Genomic DNA, 21,317 nt, shown 5'->3' with positions numbered 1-21,317 from the left:
ATGGACCTCCTCCCCTCCGTCGGGCAGCGCCATCGCGTCCCGTACTTCGCCCTCGTCCCCGCCATCGTCGTCGCCGTGCTCGTGCTCGGCGGGATCGCCCTCCGCACGACGCTGCAGATCGAGAAGGCCCGCCAGCAGACCGTCTTCGACGCGACGCTCACCCTCGCCGACGAGCGCGTCGACCGGCTCGACAAATTGATCATCGCGCAGGACAACGTGGTCGCCGCGCACGTCGACGTGGCAAACCTCTCGGTCATCGCGCGCCGCTGGCTGCCCACGGCGGCCCGCGAGACGCCGACCGTGCGCGCCATCCTCGTCCTCGACATGGACCACGACGCCCACGACGTGCTCGCCTTCGCCTCGCGCGGCGCGTCCGGCCGCGAGGACGACGCGTTCCGCAAGCTCCTGCTCGCGCGCCTCCTGCCGCAGATGAACTTCGCGGGGGACACGGCCGAGCTGCGCCACCTCCACCACGTCATCGATCAGCAAAGCCTGCTCGTGAGCTACTGGCAGCGCGAGCACCAGGGCCGGAGGTTCCTGGTCATCGCGTGGCACGAGGTGCCCCGCCTGGTCCACGAGGTCATGCCCCGCCTGTTCCGCGACCTCGATCGCGACAAGAGCCGGATGAACGTCATCGACGAGGAGGGCCGCATCGTGTTCGGCCCGCCCATCATCGGCGGCGAGTTCACCGTGGGCCGCCCGTTCCCGACCACGCTCTACAACTGGCGCCTCCAGATGGCGCTCACCACCGCCGAGGAGCTCGGCCAGAAGGTGGAGCGCCAGCGGCTGATGGAGATCCTGATGGTCGGCTTCTCCGCCGTGGTCGCCCTGGCCGGGCTCGCGATCGTGGTGCTCGCCTCCGTGAACGAGCGGCGGCTCGCGGCCCTGAAGAGCGATTTCGTCGCGAACGTCTCTCACGAGCTCAAGACGCCGCTGTCCCTGGTCCGCATGTTCGGCGAGCTCCTGCTCGGCGACCGCGTCCCCAACGACGAGAAGCGCCGCCAGTACCTGCAGATCATCGTGAGCGAGAGCGAGCGGCTCACCGCGCTCATCGAGAACGTCCTCGACTTCGCGCGGGTCGAGCGGGGCAAGGCCGCCTACGAGTTCGCCCGCGGCAGCGTCGCCGACGTGGTGACGCGCGCGGTCGACATGTACCGCTACCGCGCCGAGCGCGAGCAGATGACCGTCGAGCTCACGATCGCCGCAGGGCTGCCGGAGGCGCTCATCGACGCCCGGGCGCTCGAGCTCGCCATCGTGAACCTGCTCGACAACGCGCTCAAGTACGCGAAGGACGGTGGCCGCGTCGAGGTCGCGGTCGAGGCCGAGGGCAGGGGCGGCGGGCGCCTCTTCGCGCTGAGCCGCGCGGCGGACCGCGTCGCCATCCGGGTGAGCGATCGCGGTCCGGGCATCGATCCGGCCGAGCAGAAGCACATCTTCGAGCGCTTCGTACGCGGCCGACGGGCGAGCGAGCGCCAGGTGCGCGGCAGCGGGATCGGGCTCGCGCTGGTGAAGCACATCGCCGAGAGCCACGGCGGCGCCGCGCGGGTCGAGAGCCCGCTCACGGAGGACGGTCGCGGCAGCGCCTTCATCGTGTCGCTGCCCGCGCTCCCGCCCGACCGGGACGCGCCGGAGCTGGCGCCGCCCGCCGGGGCGCAGCCCGATCCGGCGAGCGCCGGGGCCGAGAGGGCGCAGGTCGGAGGGGGGGCGACGTGACGGCGCCCCGGCGCGACGCCGCGCGGACCGCCGCCCTGAAGGCGGCGCTCGACGACGTGCGCGCGCGGTGCGCCGTCGAGGAGCGCCGCGCGGCGGACCCGGTCTCCTTCGTTCACCGGTACACGGACCCGGCCGACCAGGAGCTCGTGGCCCTCATCGCCGCCTCGCTCGCCTTCGGCAACGTGAAGGCGCTGCGCGCCAAGATCGCCGAGGCGCTCGACCGGCTCGGGCCGGAGATCGCCCACACCGCGGACGACCCACGGGCCGTGTCCGCGCGGCTGCGCGGCTTCCGGCACCGGGTCTACCGCGACCGTGACCTCGCGGAGCTCCTCCTCGGCGCGCGGCGGGTGCAGCGCGCCGCGGGTTCGCTCGGCGCGGCCTTCGCGGCCGAGCTCGCGCGCAGCCGCGACCTTCGCAAGGCCCTGGGCGCCTGGGTGCGGGCCATCCGAGGCGCGGGCGGGCTCGACCGCCGGCCCGACGACCGGGGGGCGGCGCACATCCTGCCCGACCCCGAGAAGGGCAGCGCGACCAAGCGGCTCATGCTCCTGCTGCGCTGGATGATCCGCCCGGCCGACGGCGTGGATCTCGGCCTGTGGCCGGTACCGCCGTCCGCCCTGCTGATCCCGGTCGACACGCACATCCAGAAGCTCGGCTACAACATCGGCCTCACCGACCGCAGGGGGGCCACCTGGAAGACGGCGGAGGAGATCACCGCGTCGCTCCGCCGCTTCGATCCGGCCGATCCGGTCAAGTACGACTTCGCCCTCTGCCACCTCGGCATGCTCCAGCAGTGCCCGTCCCGGCGCGATCCGGTCCGCTGCCAGGGGTGCGGCGTGAGGCCGGTCTGTCGGCACTGGGCGCCGTGATCACGCCGAACGCGCTCGTTTCCGCCTGCGCTGAAGCGGGCTCCGCCGCTCTCCCAGGGGAGGCGTGGCCCTTCGAAATTGCAATGGATTTCAGTTCTGGTTTGCACTTGTGAGATGAACGCGGGTTTCGTCAGTGCAACTTGCTGAAATTTGGTTGAAGCAGAGTTGGTACAGAGCCTGCTCTAAGTCCGAGCGAGCGCTGTCGCGGAGACCTTCCCCCCCCAGGTCCGCGAGGCGCTTTTTTTCATTTCGGCTCTGCGCAGCGGCGGCATACGGCTGTGTCCCTTCGCCCGCGACAAAGGGAACGCCGCAGCGGAGCCCCCCCGAGCTCCGCTGCGGCGTTCTGGTACTGCGTGCCCCAGGTGCACCGGGACGCGTTCCGGAACGCTTGCCGCCTCTCTCTCGTTCGACTCCCGCGACCTCTTGCGACCCGCATGCCACGGCGCGGACCGCTGCGCGTGGAACCTTTGTGCTCGCCCCTGCTGTAGGTGTCTCGCGCCGAGCCGCCGTGGGCGGGGCACACGACGATCTCCAGGATCAGCCCAGCGCGGTTGGACGAGGCCGCCGGCCTGGCGTGAGCGCGTCGAGGGCAATCCGTCAGGACCGCAATCGATTCGAGCGCCGCGACATCGAGGGGCTCACGCCGCGTGCAGTTCTCGCGCACCGGAAGAGACGATCGAGCAACATGCGGCTCGCATCGATGCAGGATCAGGCTGACGGTCAGGCTCGTGAGCAGGCCCGGCGCACGGCGGGGTCGCGCTCCCTCGCCGGCGTGGGGCGCGACGCCGTCGAGGCCGCTCGGATGCGGCGGCAGCGCCAGTGAATAGGTTGGGCGTATGGTCTGGACATTCGGGGCTTACCTCCTCGCTGCGCTGGCGCTCGCGGTCCTGGCCGCGATCGCGCTGTGGGCGCACCTCTATTACTGGGTCAAGCGGCTGACCCTCCCGCTCGAGTACTGCGCCGAGGAGGTCCTGGAGACCGGGGACGGCGCGCGCATCGAGCTCCGCCGCGTCCCGCGTCCGCCCACGGCGACCGAGCAGCCGGATCTGCCCCCGATCCTCCTGGTCCACGGGCTCGCCGCGAACCACAGAAACCAGGACATCCACCCCGATTACTCGCTGGCCCGCCACCTCGCCGCGCTCGGACGCGACGTGTGGCTGTTGACGCTGCGGAGCGGCCGGCTCCTCACGCGCGTCGAGCGGCGCAGCGTCCGCTTCTCGGCCATGGCGCAGCACGATCTCCCCTGCGCCGTCGATGCGATCCTGAGGCGCACCGGCGCCCGCTCGCTCGATTACGTCGGCTTCTCGATGGGCGGAATGCTCCTTTATGCCGCGCTTGGCCGGAGCGTGGCGAGCGAGCAGATCCGCCGTGTCGTCATCGTCGGATCGCCGGGCCGCCTCGTCGCGCCGACGCGCCTCCTCCCTTACGTCCCGGGCCGGCTGCTCCCGGGCGTCCCGCTCCGCCTCATCCGTCACGTCCCGGGCCGGCTGCTCCCGGGCGTCCCGCTCCGCCTCATGGCACGCAGCGTCGCGTTCGCCTCGGAGTGGGTGCCGACTCCGCTCCACCACGCCGTGGCCAATCCGCGCAACGTGCCTCCCGGCGTGACGCGGATCGCGCTCGTCAACTGCATCGAGGACATCCCCGCTGCGCTGAACGCGGACTTCGCCACCTGGCTGGCGAGCGACGGGGAAATCCGGGTCAACGGGGAGAGAGTCCTGGACGGCCTCGCCTCCGTCGCGGCGCCGGCCCTGTTCATCGCGGGCAGCGCCGACAGGATAGCGCCTGTCTCGTCGGTGCGCGCGGCCTTCGACGCGTGGGGGCGCGATCACCCGGAGACGCCGAAGCGCTTTGTCGTGCTCGGGCGCGACTTCGGGGCGCGGGAGGATTATGGCCACGGGGATCTCGCGGTCGGGGCCTATACCGGGGTCGAGCTCTTCGAGCCCATCGCGCGCTTCCTCGGCCCGGACCAGCAAGAGCAGCCCGCCGACGTCGCGGGGCCCGAGACGGGCGCTCCGGCGCTGGAGGCGATCCAGGCGCGACAGCCGACCTCCAGCGAGGCCGACCCGTTGCCCGACCTTCCGTCCGCGTGAGGCGCTGTCCGCGCCGCGCGCCGCGCGCCGCGCGCCGCGCGGACAGCGCATCGTTCCTTCTCATGATCGCTCGTCCCTTCTCCCATCCGTGTGTGTGGAGGGCGAACGAGCCCGCTTCTGGCGCGCCTCCCTCATTGCAGAGGGAAAGCGAGGAGGCGTATCCTCGCACCCCGGTCCAGCAGCGCCACAGGGGCACGCTGTCCGCCGGAGGAAGCTCATGAATCAACCCGGATTGCGCTCCCGGCTCGAGCGGTCCCCCGCGGCGCCGTGGGCCATCGCGTCGCTCGTCCTCGCCTCGGCGGCGTCCTGCGCGCGGGGCGATAACACCCTCGCGGCGTGCGATGACGATCTCTCGCTGTGCGGAGGCGCGTGCGTCGACACGCAGACCGACCCCGAGCACTGCGGCGCCTGCGACGGCGTCTGCGCGGACGGCCAGCATTGCGAGGCGGGCGCGTGCGTGGGCGAGGGCGGGGCGACCGGAGCGGGCAGCGCGAGCGCGTCGGGCGGGGTCGACGTCCCCACGTGCGGCGCCGGCGAGGCCGAGTGCGACGGCGGCTGCGTGGACCTGCAGAGCAGCCCGGTCCATTGCGGTCGCTGCGGGGTCCAGTGCGCCCCCGACGAGACGTGCACGGAAGGGGCGTGCCGCTGCAATGAGGGCCTCACCGCGTGCGTCGCCGCGGGGGCCTCCCGGGCGTGCGTCGATCTGAGCAGCGACCCGCTGCATTGCGGCGGATGCGGCGCGGCCTGCGCGCCGGGCCTGTCCTGCCATGCGGGCGCGTGCACCTGCCTCGGCGGCCCGCGCGAGGATCTCGGCTCGACCGTCCCGCAGGGCGTGACGGGCACCACGGTGGGCGCGGATACGCGCCTCGAGCTCGCCTGCGGCGGCACCGGCTCCGCGGCGCGGATCTACCGGTTCACGGCGCCCGAGGCCGGCCTGTACCGGTTCGATACCCGCGGGTCGAGCTACGACACGGTCCTCGGTGTCCTGGGCGCCGACGCCTGCGACGTGCTCGCCTGCAATGACGATCTCGGCGGGCGCGAGGCGCGCGCCTCGGTGGAGCTCGATGAAGGGGAGGCGGTCTTCGTCGTCGTCTCCGGCTACGACGGCGAGCAGGGCGATTTCTCCCTGCGCATCGGGCGGGAGGCCCCGCCGGTCTGCCCCACGGGCACCCTCGAGCCGGACGCCCCGCAGACGATCCGCGGCGACACCACGTGGCTCAGCGACGCCGTCGCGCCGCACTGCGGAGCGAGCGGCAGCTCGGACGCGAGCTACACGTTCACGGCGCCGCGCGACGGCAGGTACGTCTTCGACACCTTCGGCTCTTCGTTCGACACGCTCCTCGAGCTACGGAGCGAGACCTGCGCCGGCTCGGTGATCGTCTGCAACAACGACGCGGCGGGGGGAAAGCAGTCGCGCGTCGCGGCGGACCTCGCCGCGGGCCAGACCGTGGTCGCGGTGGTCGACGGCAACGCCGGCGACGCCGGGGCGTTCACGCTGAGCGTCACCGAGTACGTGGCGCCCCCCTGTCCGGAGCATGATCTGGGCTCCGCGGTGCCGCAGCGCGTGACGGGCAACTCCGCGGCCGAGGCCCGCGAGAGCGCCCTGTCGTCGCCGTGCGGTGGCGGCGACGGCCCCGAGGTGACCTACAGCTTCACCGCGCCCGAGCGCGCGCTCTACACCTTCGACACCTTCGGCTCCTCCTTCGACACGGTCCTCTACCTCCACGACGGGACGTGCGACGGCCCGAGCCTGGGTTGCGACGACGACACGTCGGACGCGCAATCGCAGGTGAGGGTGCTGCTCGACGAGGGGCAGACCGTGGTCGTGGTCGTGGATGGCTATGGCAGCTCGAGCTCCGGCCCTTTCTCGCTCGGCGTGAGCCAGACCCAGGTCCCGTCGTGCCCGCTCATCGATCTCGGGTCGACGGTGCCTCAGGCCGTGACCGGGACGACCGAGGGCGCGGTGGATATGCTGGATCCGAGCTGCGGCGAGGGCGGCGGCGGCGAGGCCACCTACGGCTTCACCGCGCCGGCCGCCGGCACGTACGTCTTCGACACGTTCGGATCGAGCTTCGACACGGTCCTCCACGCGCGCGACGGCGGCTGCGCCGGGCCCCAGCTCGGTTGCAACGATGACGCGGGCGGAGGCCAGCAGTCTCAGCTCGTCATGGAGCTCGAGGCGCACCAGACGATCCTCCTCGCCGTGGACGGGAGCTCCGCCGTGGAATCGGGCGAGTTCATGCTCACGGTCGAGCGCGTCTCCGACGAGGGCACCTGCGCGACGGCGATCGATCTCGGCTCGACCGTCCCGCAGACCGCGGAGGGCAGGACCACGGCGCGGCCGAACACGCACGACACGAGCTGCGACGACGACGCCGCGGCGCCCGACGTCGTGTACACGTTCACGGCGCCGGAGGACGGCTATTACGTCGTCGACACGGTGGGGTCCGCGTTCGATACGATCGTGCAGGTGCGCGAGGGCAGCTGCGCCGGCGACGCGCTCGCCTGCAACGACGACGCGGGCGGCAGCCAGTCCGCGGTGAACGTGCCGCTCCGCGCCGGCCAGACGGTCGCCGTGATCGTCGACGGCTATTCCATGGAAGAGGGGAGCTACACGCTGAACATCACCCCCTTCGAGGAGATCGGCACCTGCGCCGCGCCGATCGATCTCGGCTCGGAGCTGCCTCTCACCAGGACCGGCGCCTCGGTGATTCAACCCGACTCGATGGCGTCCGAATGCGTCTCGGTGGACGGCCCGGACACGGTGTTCACCTACACCGCCCCGGTCGCCGGGACCTATGTCATCGACGCGATCGGCGAGGACTTCGATACGGTCCTGCACGCTCGCTCGGGGGGCTGCGACGGCGCCCCGCTCGCCTGCAACGACGATGATCCCGGCACCGCGGCGGCGCGCCTGAGGCTGGAGCTCACCGCCGGTCAGGTCATCACCCTCGTGGTCGACAGCTACGGATCGAAGCCAGGCAATTTCACGTTGCACATCGACGCCTACTGAGCCGGCGCGCCGCGAGCCGCCCTGGCGATGGGGCGTGACCTGGAGATCTGTCATCCACCGCGCCGTGGGGCCGCGCGCGTCACGGCGCCGCCGCGGCCGATCCGGGCAATCCCGCAGGTCCGCCGGTTGCGGATGCCGCGCCCGAGCGCGTATCCTGGCGCGCGACCCGCCATTCCCCGCCTCGGACGGCCGGGGATCCCAGGAACGAGATCATGAACCGATCCGGATTGCGCCTCAGGCCCACCCTCTCCACCGCTGCGCTTCTCCTGGCGGCAGGGGTGGTCCTCGCGTCGTCCTGCGCCGCGAGCTCCGGCGGGGTGAGCGATTGCGGTGAGGGGCTGTCGCGGTGCGACGGCGAGTGCGTCGATATCCGGACCGACGCCCACCATTGCGGCGCGTGCGGCGTCGCCTGCGCCGGGGGGCGGGGCTGCGCGGAGGGCCGTTGCGAGGGCGGCGGCGACATCGGCCTCGGCGTGGGCGGGCCCCTCGGGGACTGCGCCGACGATCGGACCGAGTGCGCGGGCGGCTGCGTGGACCTCCGTGCAGATCCACGGAACTGCGGCGCTTGCGGCGCGCGGTGCGCGCCGGGGCAGGGCTGCACCGACGGCGTCTGCGCCTGCGCCGACGGCACGACGGCGTGCGACGGCGCGTGCGTCGACCTCCAAAGCGACAGGGCGCACTGCGGTGAATGCGGGGCCCGCTGCTCGCCGACCCAGCTGTGCGTGGGCGGCGCCTGCGCCTGCGCCGAGGGGCTGGAGGACTGCTCTGGCTCGTGCGTCGACCTGCACACGAGCGAGCTGCACTGCGGCCGGTGCGGGGTCGAGTGCGGCCGAGGCGCGCTCTGCCAGGAGGGCGCCTGCACCTGCGTCCTCGGCACCTACGATGAGCTCGGCGCCACGTTCCCGCAGCGGGTGACCGGGACCACCGCCGGTGGAGAGTCGAATTACGGGCTTGCGTGCGTGGCTGCCGGTGCGGCGGAGCGGGTCTACCTCTTCACGCCGCCCGAGGCGGGGACCTACACGCTGGACACCTTCGGATCCACCTTCGATACGGCCCTTGGCGTGCTGGACGCGACCTCCTGCGCGCAGCTCGGATGCAACGACGACAACCTGGGCAAGCAGTCCAGGGTCCGTGTCGTCCTCGAGGCGGGCGAGGCTGTCCTGATCGTCGTGACCGGCTTCGACGGCGCGGAGGGCGACTTCGCGCTCAACGTGGCGAAGGCCGCGCTCCCGCGCTGTCCTTCCGGGGACGAGATCCTGACCACCGTCCCGCAGGCGATCTCCGGCGACACCGCCCTCCTCGGCGACGGGATCACGCCGATCTGCGGTCACACCGGCAGCCCCGACGCGGCATATACCTTCACGGCTCCGGCCGAAGGCGTGTACGTCTTCGACACGTTCGGCTCCGCGTACGACACCCTCCTGGAGCTCCGCGACGGCGGGTGTGACGGGGCGGTGCTCGCCTGCAACGACGACGCGCAGGGGCGGCCGCAGTCGCGCATCACGGAGCGGCTCACGGCCGGCCAGACGGTCGTTGCCCTCGTGGATGGCGCCGGCGGCGAGAGCGGTCCCTTCACGCTGAACATCTCCGCGTGGGCGCCGCCCCCGTGCCCCATCGTCGAGCTCGGCCCCTCGATCTCGCAGTCGGTCGAGGGCACCACGTCGGGCTTCGACGATCACCTCGCCCCGCCTTGCAACCCGGGTCGCAGCCCCGAGGTGAGCCACAGCTTCACGGCGCCGGTCGCTGGCCGGTACACGTTCGATACGCTCGGCTCGAGCTTCGACGCGGTGCTCCACGTTCACGACGGCGGCTGCGCGGGCCCCCTGCTGGGCTGCAACGAGGATGCGCCGACCGGGGACCACGCGGAGGTCACCCTGCCGCTCGCGGAGGGGCAGACGGTGTACGTGATCGTGGACGGCGTGCACGGGCAGGAGGGCGCCTACACGCTGAACGTGCACGGCGTCCCCGCGCCCTCGTGCCCGGCGCACGCCCTCGGGTCGATGGTCCCGCAGACGGTGGAGGGGACCACCGCCGGCCTTGGCGACTTCGTGCGCGCGCCGTGCGGCACCGCGGGCGGCGCCGAGGAGACGTACAGCTTCACGGCGCCGTCGGACGGCGTGTACGTCTTCGACACGTTCGGATCGAGCTTCGACACGATCGTCCACGTGCATGACGGCACGTGCGGCGGCGCGTCGCTGGCCTGCAACGACAACGCGCCGGGCAGCGCGTCACGGGTGGCGGTGCCGCTCGTCGCGGGCCAGGCGGTCGTCGTCGTCGTGGATGGCTCCGGCGCGTCGGCGTCTGGCGCCTACAAGCTCAACGTCAGCCTGTTCGACGGCGACGCCACCTGCGCGAGCCCGATCGATCTCGGCTCGACGGTGCCGCAGACGGTGACGGGCTCGACCTTGTTCCAGCCGGACTCCGCCGCGCCGAGCTGCACCGCGTCGAGCGGCAACGACCGGGTCTATCGCTTCACCGCGCCGGCCGAGGGGACCTACGTCATCGACACGCAGTCCTCGAGCTTCGACACGGTCCTTCACGTGCACGACGGCGAGCGTTGCACCGGCGCCGAGCTCGCGTGCAACGACGACGCGAGCGGCCTTGCCTCGCGGGTGGAGGTGACCCTCACCGAGGGGCAGGTGATCACGATCGTGGGCGACGGCCGCCCCTCCGCGTCGGGCATCCTCACGCTGAACATCACCGCGGCCACTCCCTAGCCCCGCGCCGCAGCCCCGTCGCCGGCCCCGCGCCGCGATCCGATCGCCGCCCCCACGCCGATCGCGGTAGGCCCCCGGAGGGTGGGGCTGCGCGCGGGGGGCTCACTGGAGGGGCTGGAGTGGAGGCGAGCCACGCCAGGGGCTCGCCGGAACGCAAGCCCCGGAGGTGAGCCCCCCGCGCGCAGCCCCACCCTCCGGGGGCCGGGCAACCCGGAAGAAAGCCCGGCACCGGGCGTGGGACCTGGGCGGTACGGGGCTCAGCACCCCGTCGGGGCAGGTAGCCCGGCGTGGCAGCACGGAGGAGGGTGATGGCGGGCGCCCCCCACGCCCGGACGACGTCCGCCGCGGCCTCCCTAGGAGTTTTCTTGAGAGCCGCGCCCACCCGTGCGAGGCTCGGCCCCCCTGGGACCAGCGCCCGTCCGTCGGGACCGTCCCCATGATGTGATCCGGGTCGAACCATGCCTAAGGAACGCGTGTTCTCCCTCGATGCCGTCCGGACCGACGGCTGGTTCGAGCGCATCGGCGACGGCATCGGCAGCTTCCAGGCCCTCTGCGAGATCGTGGGCGAGGCGTTCTTTGCGTTCTCGATGATCACCGGCGCCCGCATCACGGCGCTCACCGTCGATCGGCGCAACCCGGACAACACGCTGGTCGACTTCGTCATCGCGCCGCCGGGCGAGGAGGACATCGACGGCGACGTCCAGCGGCTCACGCTCGCGGACTTCCGCCACCGCCTCGTCGGCGCCCTCCTCACCGAGGACACCACGCCGCCGGCCCCCGAGCGCGACACCGACCTCGAGGGGCTCCAGCTCCACATCGGCGTCCGCTACCTGCTGCTCGCCCCGCTCTACGGCTACAGCCTGCGCAAGCTGTCGGTCGAGGGGAAGACCTCGCGCCTGCTCCTCCTGCGCGACGGCATCGAGGAGACGCACGAGCTCAACGAGTTCCGCGCCCGCATCCGCTCGCACGTGCGGGACGAGCTGGAGCGCGCCTCGGCCGGCGCGCGCTCCGCGATCGATCTCACGAAGGTCGCCGAGGCCGAGATCGCGTCCCAGCGCGGCGACTACCCGAAGGTGATCCAGCTCCTCGGCACGTGGCCCGCGCCGCTCGCGATCTTCCTGCGCACGCCCGAGGGCCAGATGCTGACGCCGGACGCCCGCAGCCTGATCGCGAAGGGGCTCGGCCTGCTCGGCACCGCGTGCGTCAAGCTCGGCGAGGAGCACCAGGGCGAGGAGGTCATGCGCCTCGCCGTCCAGTATGCGCACGACGGCGCCGCCGCCGGCGACATCTTCCGCCGGCTCGGCGAGGCCATGCTGGACGACGGGCGCGCGGGCGAGGCCATCGGCCCGCTGCGCCGCGCCGCGAACCTCGGCGCCCCGCCGAAGCAGATCTGGCCGCTGCTCGCGCGGGCGTTCGTGCAGCGCAAGAAATTCGTCGCCGCCCTCGCCTGCATCCGCGAGGCGCGCACCGCCGGCGTGCCGGACGCCGAGATGGTGGAGGAGATCCAGGAGATCGAGGCGTCCCTGGGCACGGCGCTCACCGCCTGGAGGGGGCTGGTCCTGGCCGCGAGCCGCTCCTAGGATGCGGCCCGCACGTTCCCGACCGGGTCCATTGACACCCCCGCGGCGGGCGGCTAGATCCGGCGCGAATTAAGCCGAGATCGCTCGGATTTTTAGCTGTTTCCGGCAGCATCGCCGCGCAGCTCTCACCGTTTTGGACTGCATGGTTCGGGGCCGCGGGCCCCGAGGTCTCGCCTGGAGTGCCGCACGCCAGGGCGAGACGGTCGACCCTATCCAGGGGTCACCCGCAGGAGTGCTCTCTCGATGGCCACCTACATCCCCCTGTTCCTGCTGTTTCTCGTGGCCGCCGTCGTCGCGCTCGGCATGTTCACGCTGACGTCGCTCCTCGGCCCGAAGAACCCGACGGCCGAGAAGATGATCCCGTACGAATGCGGCAGCGATTCGACGGGCGGACGCTTCGTCAAGCCGAGCGTGAAGTTCTACCTGACGGCGATCCTCTTTGTCGTCTTCGACATCGAGGTGGTGCTCATCTATCCGTGGACGGTCCAGTTCCGCTCACTCGGCTGGACCGGCCTCGCGACCATGGGCTCGTTCATCGCGATGCTCGTCGTCGTGCTCGTGTACGTGTGGAAGAAGGGAGCTCTGGAATGGGAGAAATAGCGAGCGGAGGCGCCTCGACGCGCGTGCTCGAGGGCACCGAGCACGGCTTTGCCACGACCCGCGTCGACGCGCTGCTCAACTGGGCGAAGAAGTACTCCCTGTTCCAGTACCCGTTCGTGACGGCGTGTTGCGGGATGGAGTACATGGCCATGGCGAGCCCGCGCTTCGACATGGCGCGCTTCGGCGCCGAGGTGCCGCGCTTCTCGCCGCGCCAGGCCGACCTGCTCTGGGTGGTGGGGACCATCAGCCAGCGCCAGGCGCCCGCGCTCAAGCGCATCTACGAGCAGATGGCCGACCCGAAGTGGGTGCTCGCCTTCGGCACCTGCGCCTCGTGCGGCGGCTTCTACGACAACTACACGACCCTCGCCGGCATCGACAAGATCATCCCCTGCGACATCTACGTGCCCGGGTGCCCGCCGCGCCCCGAGGCGGTGCTCGACGGCCTCATGCTGCTCCAGGACAAGATCGCGCGCGGCGATCGCACGCCCGCGGTCGTCAAGCCGCGCGAGGATCCCGCGCAGGCCGAGCGGCTCGTCGCCCTCCAGCGCAAGGAGAGGATCTAGTCATGAGCAAGAAGGTCCTGGAGCTCCTGACGGCGCACTTTCCGGACGCCGTCCTGGAGACGCACTCGCAGTTCGGCGACGACACGGCGGTGATCGAGCCGGCCGCGTGGCGCGACGTCGCCCTCTTCCTCCGCAACGACCCGCGGAGCCTGATGAACATGTTCGTCGACCTCACGGCGGTCGACTACCTCTGGCGCGGCGACGTGCCCCGCTTCGAGGTGGTCTGCCACCTGCGCTCGCTCGAGCGCGCCCACCGCATCCGGATCAAGGCGCGCGTGGGCGACGAGGAGGGCAACGGCGCCGAGATCGACTCGCTCGTCCCGGTGTGGAAGGGCGCGAACTGGTTCGAGCGCGAGTGCTACGACCTGCTCGGCATCGTCTTCAAGGGGCACCCCGATCTCCGGCGCATCCTGATGTACCCGGAGTTCCAGGGGCACCCCCTGCGCAAGGACTACCCGGCCAACCGCATCCAGCCGCTCGTGCCGTTCCGCGACGTGCCCAACACCGGCAAGCTGCCGCCGTTCGGCCCCGACGAGGGCATGAGCTTCGGCCGCCAGTCGCACGATTTCGCGCTGTACCAGCGCGCGAACGGCGCGTCGGTCGAGTCGACCGGCGGCGACGAAGCCTCCGACAACGGCAAACCGCAGGGCCTCGGCGCGGCTGCGCTGGAGGACCGGAGCTGATCGATGGAACCCCTGGATCGCGATCTTGACGAGGGCGAGCTCGAGCTGCCGAGCGAGCCGATGCTCCTCAACATGGGGCCTTCGCACCCGGCGATGCACGGCACGGTGCGGATCGTGCTCGAGCTGTCGGGCGAGCAGATCAACAAGGCCGACGTGCAGATCGGCTACCTGCACCGCGGCTTCGAGAAGATGTGCGAGCGCGGCACCTGGACGCAGGTGTTCCCGTACGTCGATCGGCTCAACTACGTCTCGCCGATGCTCAACAACGTCGGCTTCGCGCTGGCGGTCGAGAAGATGCTCGGCGTCACGGTGCCGGAGCGCTGCCAGTACTACCGCGTGATCCTCGGCGAGATGGCGCGCATCTGCGATCACATGATCTGCAGCGGCGCCATGAGCATGGAGCTCGGCGCCTTCACGCCGTTCCTCTACCTCTGCCGCGCGCGCGAGATCTTCTGGGACATCTTCGAGGAGGAGACCGGCGCGCGCCTGACGCACAGCTTCGGCCGTGTCGGCGGCATGGCGAAGCCGCCCACGGCCGACTTCAAGGCGATGGTCCGGGCGGGCCTCGCGCGCGTGCTCGCGCTCGTCAACGACGCCGAGAAGCTCATCCTGAAGAACCGCATCTTCCTCGATCGCCTCGACGGCGTCGGGGTGATCTCGAAGGAGGACGCGCTCGCGCTCGGCTGGACGGGCGTGTGCCTGCGGGCGACCGGCGTGCCGTACGACGTGCGCCGCGCGCACCCGTACATGGTCTACGACCGCTTCGACTTCGACGTGCCGGTCGGCACGCGCGGCGACAACTACGATCGGTTCATGTGCCGGCAGGAGGAGATCCGCCAGGCGGGCAGGATCATCGAGCAGGCGCTCGATCAGATGCCCGACGAGGGGCCGATCAACATCGACGACCCGCGCATCGTGCTGCCTCCCAAGGAGGAGGTCTACACGACGATCGAGGCGACCATCCAGCACTTCAAGATCGTGATGGAGGGCATCAAGGTGCCCGCCGGCGAGTGCTACTCGTACACCGAGGCCGGCAACGGCGAGCTCGGCTTCTACCTCGTCTCCGACGGCAGCGGCACGCCCTACCGGGTCCGCATCCGCCCGCCGTGCTTCGCCACCACGCAGGGGCTCTCGCAGCTCATCACCGGCCTGATGATCCCCGACGTCGTGCCGACCTTCGGCTCGCTGAACATGATCGGCGGGGAGTGCGACCACTAGCGACGGCGAGAGGAGCGCTCCCGTCATCGACTCAAGGAGCCGGGGCCGGCTGGCCCCGCCGGGAACCGAGATCCACGATGCCTACGATCAAGATCGACGGAAGGGAGATCCCCTTCGAGAGCGGTGACACGATCATCCGGGCGGCCCACCGCGCGGGGATCGACATCCCCCACTATTGCTGGCACCCCGGCCTCTCCGTCGCCGCCAACTGCCGGATGTGCCTGGTGGAGGTGCTGCCGCCGCCGGGCAGGCCGGCGATGAGCCTCGACATCCTCCGGTGGGACCCGGCGAAGCAGGACTACGTGCCCGCGGCGAAGCCGAAGCTCCAGCCCGCCTGCCAGATGGCGTGCGCGAACGGCATGGAGGTGCTGTCCGAGAGCAGCGACCACGTGGCCGAGGCGCGCTCGGCGGTGCAGGAGCTCCTGCTCCTGAACCACCCGGTCGACTGCCCCATCTGCGACCAGGCCGGCGAGTGCCGCCTGCAGGACTACTGGCTCGAGCACCAGCGCACCGGCAAGCGGATGCGGCAGGAGCCGGTCCACAAGCCGAAGGCGGTCGTCTTCGGGCCGACCATCGTCTACGACGCCGAGCGCTGCATCGTCTGCACGCGGTGCATCCGCGTCTGCAACGAGCTCGCCCGCGATCCGGTCCTCTCGGTCCGCGAGCGCGGCAACCTCGGCGAGATCACGGTCTCGCCGGGGCGCGAGCTCGACCACGACTACACGCTCATGACCGAGCACGTGTGCCCGGTCGGCGCGCTCACGTCGCGCGACTTCCGGTTCAAGGCGCGGGTCTGGTTCCTCCGCAGCGCCCGGACCGTGTGCCAGGGCTGCGCGACGGGCTGCAACGCGTACCTCGACTACGACCCGCGCAACAACACGCCGTACCGGCACCGGCCTCGCGAGAACATGGAGGTTAACACGTACTGGATGTGCGACGAGGGCATGCTCTCGTACCGGCACGCGGTCGAGGGGCGGCTGCTCACGGCGCTGGTCGGCAACGACGACGCGAGCCTCGACGACGCGCTCGCCGCGGCCAAGGAGCAGCTCGCGGGCCACGCCGACGATCCGGCGAAGGTCGCGATCGTCCTGTCCGCCCAGCACTCGAACGAGGACAACTTCGCCCTCTACCACCTCGCCACGACGTACCTCGGCGCGGCCGACTTCTTCGTCACGGGCAAGCCGCTCGGCCGGGGCGACGAGATCCTGATGAGCGAGGACAAGAACCCGAACACGCGCGGCGTGATGGAGATCGCGGCGGCGACCCCGCCGCGCCCGGTCGCGGAGCTGCTCCAGGGGATCGCGTCGGGGCAGTACGCGTACGTGATCGCGCTCGGGTCGGACCTCGAGGTCGACGCGGGCGAGGCGCAGCGGGCGCTCTCGCGGCTCAAGGGGGTGGTGACGATCGCCGCTCACGAGGGGCCGCTGGCGAAGGCGGCGCGCGTCGCGCTGCCCGCGTGCTCGTGGGCCGAGGCCGAGGGCACGTACGTGAACCGGAAGGGGCTCGCGCAGCGCAGCGAGCGGGCGCTGCTCCCGCACGGCGACGCGCGCCCGGCCTGGGAGCTCATCGGTCGGCTCGGGCGCACGCTCGGGTACGCGACCGGCTGGAAGACCCTCGCAGACATCCGCCGCGCGATGCCCCCCAGCGCGATCGCGGGCGGCGCCGCCCCCGGGGCGGTGCCCGCGGGCGCACCCGGACCGCACGCGTCGGCGGCGACCGCCGTCGCCGACGTGGCGCGCCCCGAGCCGAAGAAGACGGAGGCCACGGCATGACTGGCGTCGAGCTCGTTCTCGCGATCGTCAAGATCCTCATCGTTCTGCTGTTCCTGCTGAACATGGCGGCGATCGCCACCTGGGCCGACCGGCGCCAGGGCGCGATGGTGCAGGACCGCGTGGGCCCGAACCGCGCGGTCGTCTACCTGCCGTCGATGCTCGTGCGGGGCATCGTCCTCCTGCCCCCGACGGTGCTCGGGGCGCTCGCCGCGCTCACGGCGACGCGCGAGCTGTCCTTGCCCGCGGCCGGCGACACGATGGTGATCGGCGCGCAGCTCGCGGTCCTCGTGGCCTGGTTCAACCTCCTCGTGTTCTGCGGGCTGGCCCGCCGGAGCGGCCCGATCAACGCGGCCGAGGAGGCGCTCGCCGCCGTCGACCCGCGCGGCATCTTCTACGGCGGCGTCGCGGCCCACGTGGTCGTCTTCCTCGTGACGCAGGCGGTCCCGCTCTCGTCGGCGCCGCTCGCGGCGCGGGTCGCGTGCGGGCTCCTCGCCGCGCTGCTCTTCGCGTCGGGCGTCTACGCCGCGTCGCGCGTGCCCGAGGGCAAGGTGCCGCTGCGCCTCCTCGGCACGCTCCACGCCGCCGCCGACGCCATCAAGATGATCTGGAAGGAGGACTTCATCCCGAAGAACGCCGACCGGCTCCTCCACTCGCTCGCGCCGCTGCTCGCGATGTTCCCGGCGCTGGTGACGTTCGCGGTCATCCCGTTCGGCGACAAGCTCTGCTTCGGGGACAACGGCGACGGGATCTTCGGCTTCAGCGACCTGCCGCTCCTCAAGAACACGGTCGACCAGGCGCTCGCGTGCAACGGCCACGTCGTGAGCCTCCAGATCGCCGATCTCAACGTCGGCATCCTCTACCTCTTCGCGATGGGGGGCACCGGCGTCATCGGCGCCGCGCTCGCCGGCTGGGCGAGCGACAACAAGTTCTCGCTGCTCGGCGGGCTCCGCGCCGCGAGCCAGATGGTCAGCTACGAGGTGGCGATGGGCCTGAGCATCGTCGGGCTCCTCATCATCTACAGCAGCGTCCGGCTCGGCGACATGGTGCAGTGGCAGGTCCAGCACGCGTGGGGGATCTTCGTCCAGCCGTTCGCGTTCTTCCTGTTCATCACGGCGCTCGCCGCCGAGACGAAGCGCATCCCGTTCGACCAGCCCGAGGGCGAGAGCGAGATCGTCGCCGGCTACTTCGTCGAGTACTCCGGGATGAAGTTCGGCATGTTCATGACGGGCGAGTACGTGGAGCTCATCACCTCGAGCGCGCTCCTCGTCACGCTCTTCTTCGGCGGCTACCACCTGCCGTTCCTCGACCGCGACGGGATCAACGTCGTGATCGGGCAGACGACGCTCTTCCAGTACAAGATGACGCACCTCGCCGTGAGCGCGCTCTACGTCGTCGCGTTCTTCGGGAAGACGATCCTCATGTCCTGGGTGCAGGTCTTCTTCCGCTGGACGCTGCCGCGCTTCCGTTACGACCAGGTGATGCGGCTCGGCTGGACGAAGCTCCTGCCGCTCGCGATCGGCAACATGATGCTGACGGGCATCCTGGTGCTGGCCGTCGACGCGGCGCCCGCGGGGCTCCGCGACGGCCTCCAGGTCGCCGCGGACATCTCCCAGGTGGTGCTCGCGGTGGGCGGGTTCGCGGCGGTCGTGGCGGTGATCGCCGGGCTGCTCGAGCCGGTCGAGCGCAATCGGTTCCTCCACTCCACCGCGGCGCGGTTCGCCGCGGCCGCGGGTGGCACCAAGGCATCGCCGCAGCAGGCGTAGAGGAGATCCCCATGGCGAAAGCTCCCCAGAGCAACCCCTGGACGAAGCCGGCCGGCAAGCCGGTCGCTGGCAAGCCGATCCCGCGCCCTGTCCGGAACGCCGACGTGCAGTCCTACATCCCCGAGGTGTTCAGGGGGCTTGGGCTCACGATGAAGCACTTCTTCAAGAACACGAAGGAGATGGTGCTCGGGCAGAAGCCGGATCCGGTGCTCGAGGCGCTGGAGCCGGGCGTGACGACGATCAGCTACCCCGAGGAGAAGCGCCCCTACCCGGAGCGCTTCCGGGGGATCCACCGGCTCACGCTGCGCGAGGACGGCTCGCCCCGGTGCGTCGCGTGCCTGTGCTGCTCGACCGCGTGTCCGGCGCAGTGCATCGCGATCGACCCGGCCGAGTACCCCGAGGGCGATCGGCGGCGCGGCTACGAGCGGTACCCGAGCAGCTTCGTCATCGACGAGCTCCGCTGCGTGTTCTGCGGCTACTGCGTCGAGGCGTGCCCCGTCGACGCGATCCGGATGGACACGGGCAAGCACGCGGTGCCTTACGACTCGCGCGAGCAGTTCATCTACAGGCGCGATCTCCTCATGAGCCTCTCCGACCGCGCCGGCGCGCAGCTCTCGGCGAACCCACGCCACGAGCCGGGCGATCCGACGCACCCGGGGCTCACCCGCGACCACGCGGATCACTGAGGCGACCACCGCAGCGGCGCTCCCCCGCAGAGGGGGGAGCGCTGCCGGGCGCGGTTCTGCTAGAACGGCCGGCCATGGCGACGACGTACGGCTCCTTCGAGGCGGTCATCGGGCTCGAGGTCCACGCGCAGCTCCTCACCCGCACCAAGGCGTTCTGCGGCTGCGCGACCAGCTTCGGCGACCCGCCGAACACGCATACGTGCCCGGTCTGCCTGGGGCTGCCGGGCGCGCTGCCGGTGCTGAACCGCGACGCGGTCCGGATGGCGGTGAGCGCGGCGCTCGCGCTCGGCTGCGCCATCCAGGAGAGCAGCGTCTTCGCCCGGAAGAACTACTTCTACCCGGACCTGCCGAAGGGCTTCCAGATCAGCCAGTTCGATCGGCCGCTCGCGCTGCGCGGCGCGCTCGAGATCGAGACCGAGGCGGGGCGGAAGCGGGCGGGGATCACGCGCGTGCACATGGAGGAGGACGCCGGCAAGAACCTGCACGGCATCGGCGGCCTCTCGATCGTCGACCTCAACCGCGCCGGCACGCCGCTCATCGAGATCGTGGGCGAGCCCGATCTGAGCTCGGGCGCCGAGGCGGCCGAGTACCTGAAGCGGCTGCGCGAGATCCTGATGTTCATCGGCGTGAACGACGGCAACCTCGAGCAGGGCAGCTTCCGCTGCGACGCCAACGTCTCGGTCCGCAGGGTGGGGGAGGCGAAGCTCGGCACGCGCACGGAGCTCAAGAACATCAACTCGTTCCGCTTCGTCGCGGAGGCGATCGATCTCGAGATCCGCCGGCAGATCGCGCTCATCGAGCAGGGCGACCGGGTGCGCCAGCAGACCCGCGGGTACAACGCGGACAGGAAGGAGACGTACCTCCTCCGCGACAAGGAGAACGAGTCCGGCTACCGCTACTTCCCCGAGCCGGACCTGCCGCCGCTCGTCGTCGACGAGGCGTTCCTCGCCGAGGTGCGCGGCGCGCTGCCGGAGTCGCCGGCCGACAAGCGGCGGCGCTTCACCGAGTCGCTCAAGCTCACGCCGTACGCCGCGTCGGTCCTGACCGGTCACCCGCGGATCGCGGCGTTCTTCGAGGAGGCGGCGCGGCTCCACGGCGACGCGGTGAAGGTCGCGAACTTCGTGCAGAGCGAGGTGCTGCGCGACGCCCGCACGACGGGGCTCACGGCCACGTTCCCGGTCTCTCCGGCGCAGGTGGCGGGGCTGCTGCGCCTCGTGGACGAGGGCGCGATCAGCGGCAAGCAGGCCAAGGAGGTGTACACGGAGATGGCCGGCACCGACCGGGCTCCGGGCGACATCGTCCGCGACAAGGGGATGGCGGTGATGAGCGACGCCTCCGCGATCGAGGCGATCGCGGGGGAGGTCATCGCCGCGAACGAGAAGCAGGTGGCGGCGTACCGCGCCGGCAAGACCGCGCTGTTCGGCTTCTTCGTGGGGCAGATCATGAAGCGGACGGGGGGCAGCGCGAGCCCGGCGGTCGTGAACGAGGTGCTGCGGCGGCTGCTCGAGGGCGGCTCCGCCCCGGGTGCGTGAAGACGCTTTCTCTGCGCCCCCGCGTGAAATAGGGTGGTCGGGCAGGAGCTCTCGCCGAGGGCCCCGGCGGCATCGCTGCAAGGGGGTCACGCGGGCGGGGGCGTATCTGGCGCGCGTGGCGTGTCGGAGGAGGAGCGAGCGATGAACCAGGGCGGCACTGGGGGCGGTGGCGGCGGATGGGGACAGCCTCCGGGCGGCGGCCACGGCGCGCCCGGCGGGGGCGGCTACGGTCCGCCGGGCGGGAGTCCTCCCGGTGGGGGCGGTTACGGTCCTCCGGGCGGAGGTCCTCCCGGCGGGGGCGGTTACGGTCCTCCGGGCGGAGGTCCTCCCGGCGGGGGCGGTTACGGTCCTCCGGGCGGAGGTAGCTACGGTCCTCCCGGCGGAGGCGGCTACGGCCCGCCCGGCGGAGCTCCTCCCGGAGGCGGCTATGGCGGCTTTCCCGGCGGAGCCCCACCCGGAGGCGGCTACGGCCCTCCCGGCGGAGCCCCACCCGGAGGTGGCTACGGCCCTCCCGGCGGAGC

The 21,317-nt window shown here is 71.5% G+C and carries 14 protein-coding genes; all 14 read left to right on the top strand.

The features are described from left to right. Positions 1-1,713 (top strand): sensor histidine kinase, encoded by a 1,713-nt coding sequence (locus tag WMF31_RS33665; protein WP_436605870.1) that lies wholly within the window; start codon positions 1-3, stop codon positions 1,711-1,713. Further along, positions 1,710-2,579: a TIGR02757 family protein gene (locus tag WMF31_RS33660; RefSeq protein ID WP_436605869.1), complete on the top strand. Its 870-nt coding sequence runs from the start codon at positions 1,710-1,712 to the stop codon at positions 2,577-2,579. The genes WMF31_RS33665 and WMF31_RS33660 overlap by 4 nt, the downstream gene beginning before the upstream one ends. Positions 2,580-3,415: 836 nt before the next feature. Beyond that, entirely contained in the window at positions 3,416-4,669 is a 1,254-nt protein-coding gene (locus tag WMF31_RS33655; RefSeq protein ID WP_436605868.1) for a lipase family alpha/beta hydrolase, read from the top strand. Between the two features lie 217 nt (positions 4,670-4,886). Further along, a complete protein-coding gene (locus WMF31_RS33650; protein ID WP_436605867.1) occupies positions 4,887-7,682 on the top strand; it encodes an MXAN_6577-like cysteine-rich protein in 2,796 nt (931 codons plus the stop codon). A 212-nt stretch (positions 7,683-7,894) separates the two neighbouring features. Beyond that, positions 7,895-10,399 carry an MXAN_6577-like cysteine-rich protein gene (locus WMF31_RS33645; protein WP_436605866.1) on the top strand — a complete coding sequence of 835 codons (2,505 nt, stop codon included), beginning with the start codon at positions 7,895-7,897 and terminating at the stop codon, positions 10,397-10,399. Positions 10,400-10,857: 458 nt separating this feature from the next. Continuing rightward, complete coding sequence (locus tag WMF31_RS33640) at positions 10,858-11,979, top strand: hypothetical protein (RefSeq protein WP_436605865.1); 1,122 nt, start codon at positions 10,858-10,860, stop codon at positions 11,977-11,979. 243 nt (positions 11,980-12,222) lie between these two features. Then, positions 12,223-12,579 carry an NADH-quinone oxidoreductase subunit A gene (locus WMF31_RS33635; protein ID WP_436605864.1) on the top strand — a complete coding sequence of 119 codons (357 nt, stop codon included), beginning with the start codon at positions 12,223-12,225 and terminating at the stop codon, positions 12,577-12,579. Continuing rightward, the gene (locus WMF31_RS33630; RefSeq protein WP_436605863.1) at positions 12,567-13,142 is read left to right on the top strand and encodes an NADH-quinone oxidoreductase subunit B; all 576 of its coding nucleotides are present in this window, start codon (positions 12,567-12,569) and stop codon (positions 13,140-13,142) included. The genes WMF31_RS33635 and WMF31_RS33630 overlap by 13 nt, the downstream gene beginning before the upstream one ends. Positions 13,143-13,144: 2 nt before the next feature. Further along, entirely contained in the window at positions 13,145-13,825 is a 681-nt protein-coding gene (locus WMF31_RS33625) for an NADH-quinone oxidoreductase subunit C (RefSeq protein WP_436605862.1), read from the top strand. Positions 13,826-13,828: 3 nt separating this feature from the next. Next, positions 13,829-15,043: an NADH-quinone oxidoreductase subunit D gene (locus tag WMF31_RS33620; RefSeq protein WP_436605861.1), complete on the top strand. Its 1,215-nt coding sequence runs from the start codon at positions 13,829-13,831 to the stop codon at positions 15,041-15,043. A gap of 77 nt (positions 15,044-15,120) precedes the next feature. After that, the gene (locus tag WMF31_RS33615) at positions 15,121-16,815 is read left to right on the top strand and encodes a 2Fe-2S iron-sulfur cluster-binding protein (protein ID WP_436605860.1); all 1,695 of its coding nucleotides are present in this window, start codon (positions 15,121-15,123) and stop codon (positions 16,813-16,815) included. Further along, positions 16,812-18,578, top strand: a complete 1,767-nt coding sequence (locus WMF31_RS33610; RefSeq protein WP_436605859.1) for a complex I subunit 1/NuoH family protein — start codon at positions 16,812-16,814, stop codon at positions 18,576-18,578. Before WMF31_RS33615 ends, WMF31_RS33610 begins: the two co-directional genes overlap by 4 nt. A gap of 11 nt (positions 18,579-18,589) precedes the next feature. Further along, positions 18,590-19,264: a NuoI/complex I 23 kDa subunit family protein gene (locus WMF31_RS33605; protein WP_436605858.1), complete on the top strand. Its 675-nt coding sequence runs from the start codon at positions 18,590-18,592 to the stop codon at positions 19,262-19,264. A gap of 74 nt (positions 19,265-19,338) precedes the next feature. Continuing rightward, positions 19,339-20,796, top strand: coding sequence for an Asp-tRNA(Asn)/Glu-tRNA(Gln) amidotransferase subunit GatB (gatB, locus tag WMF31_RS33600; RefSeq protein ID WP_436605857.1), 1,458 nt, complete (start codon positions 19,339-19,341; stop codon positions 20,794-20,796). Positions 20,797-21,317 lie beyond the last annotated feature (521 nt).

This window comes from Sorangium sp. So ce1036, from assembly GCF_051369805.1.
GTDB classification, from domain to species: Bacteria; Myxococcota_A; Polyangia; order Polyangiales; family Polyangiaceae; genus Sorangium; species Sorangium cellulosum_F.
The sequence above is the reverse complement of the archived record's forward strand: the minus strand, read 5'-3'. Positions and strand labels throughout refer to the sequence as shown.

What these genes read in the sequence shown, in the direction of transcription:
- WMF31_RS33645 (WP_436605866.1), top strand. Translation starts at nt 7,895, where the DNA reads ATGAACCGATCCGGATTGCGCCTCAGGCCCACCCTCTCCACCGCTGCG.
- gatB (WP_436605857.1), top strand. Translation starts at nt 19,339, where the DNA reads ATGGCGACGACGTACGGCTCCTTCGAGGCGGTCATCGGGCTCGAGGTC.
- WMF31_RS33655 (WP_436605868.1), top strand. Translation starts at nt 3,416, where the DNA reads ATGGTCTGGACATTCGGGGCTTACCTCCTCGCTGCGCTGGCGCTCGCG.
- WMF31_RS33665 (WP_436605870.1), top strand. Translation starts at nt 1, where the DNA reads ATGGACCTCCTCCCCTCCGTCGGGCAGCGCCATCGCGTCCCGTACTTC.
- WMF31_RS33650 (WP_436605867.1), top strand. Translation starts at nt 4,887, where the DNA reads ATGAATCAACCCGGATTGCGCTCCCGGCTCGAGCGGTCCCCCGCGGCG.
- WMF31_RS33630 (WP_436605863.1), top strand. Translation starts at nt 12,567, where the DNA reads ATGGGAGAAATAGCGAGCGGAGGCGCCTCGACGCGCGTGCTCGAGGGC.
- WMF31_RS33625 (WP_436605862.1), top strand. Translation starts at nt 13,145, where the DNA reads ATGAGCAAGAAGGTCCTGGAGCTCCTGACGGCGCACTTTCCGGACGCC.
- WMF31_RS33615 (WP_436605860.1), top strand. Translation starts at nt 15,121, where the DNA reads ATGCCTACGATCAAGATCGACGGAAGGGAGATCCCCTTCGAGAGCGGT.
- WMF31_RS33635 (WP_436605864.1), top strand. Translation starts at nt 12,223, where the DNA reads ATGGCCACCTACATCCCCCTGTTCCTGCTGTTTCTCGTGGCCGCCGTC.
- WMF31_RS33605 (WP_436605858.1), top strand. Translation starts at nt 18,590, where the DNA reads ATGGCGAAAGCTCCCCAGAGCAACCCCTGGACGAAGCCGGCCGGCAAG.
- WMF31_RS33610 (WP_436605859.1), top strand. Translation starts at nt 16,812, where the DNA reads ATGACTGGCGTCGAGCTCGTTCTCGCGATCGTCAAGATCCTCATCGTT.
- WMF31_RS33620 (WP_436605861.1), top strand. Translation starts at nt 13,829, where the DNA reads ATGGAACCCCTGGATCGCGATCTTGACGAGGGCGAGCTCGAGCTGCCG.
- WMF31_RS33640 (WP_436605865.1), top strand. Translation starts at nt 10,858, where the DNA reads ATGCCTAAGGAACGCGTGTTCTCCCTCGATGCCGTCCGGACCGACGGC.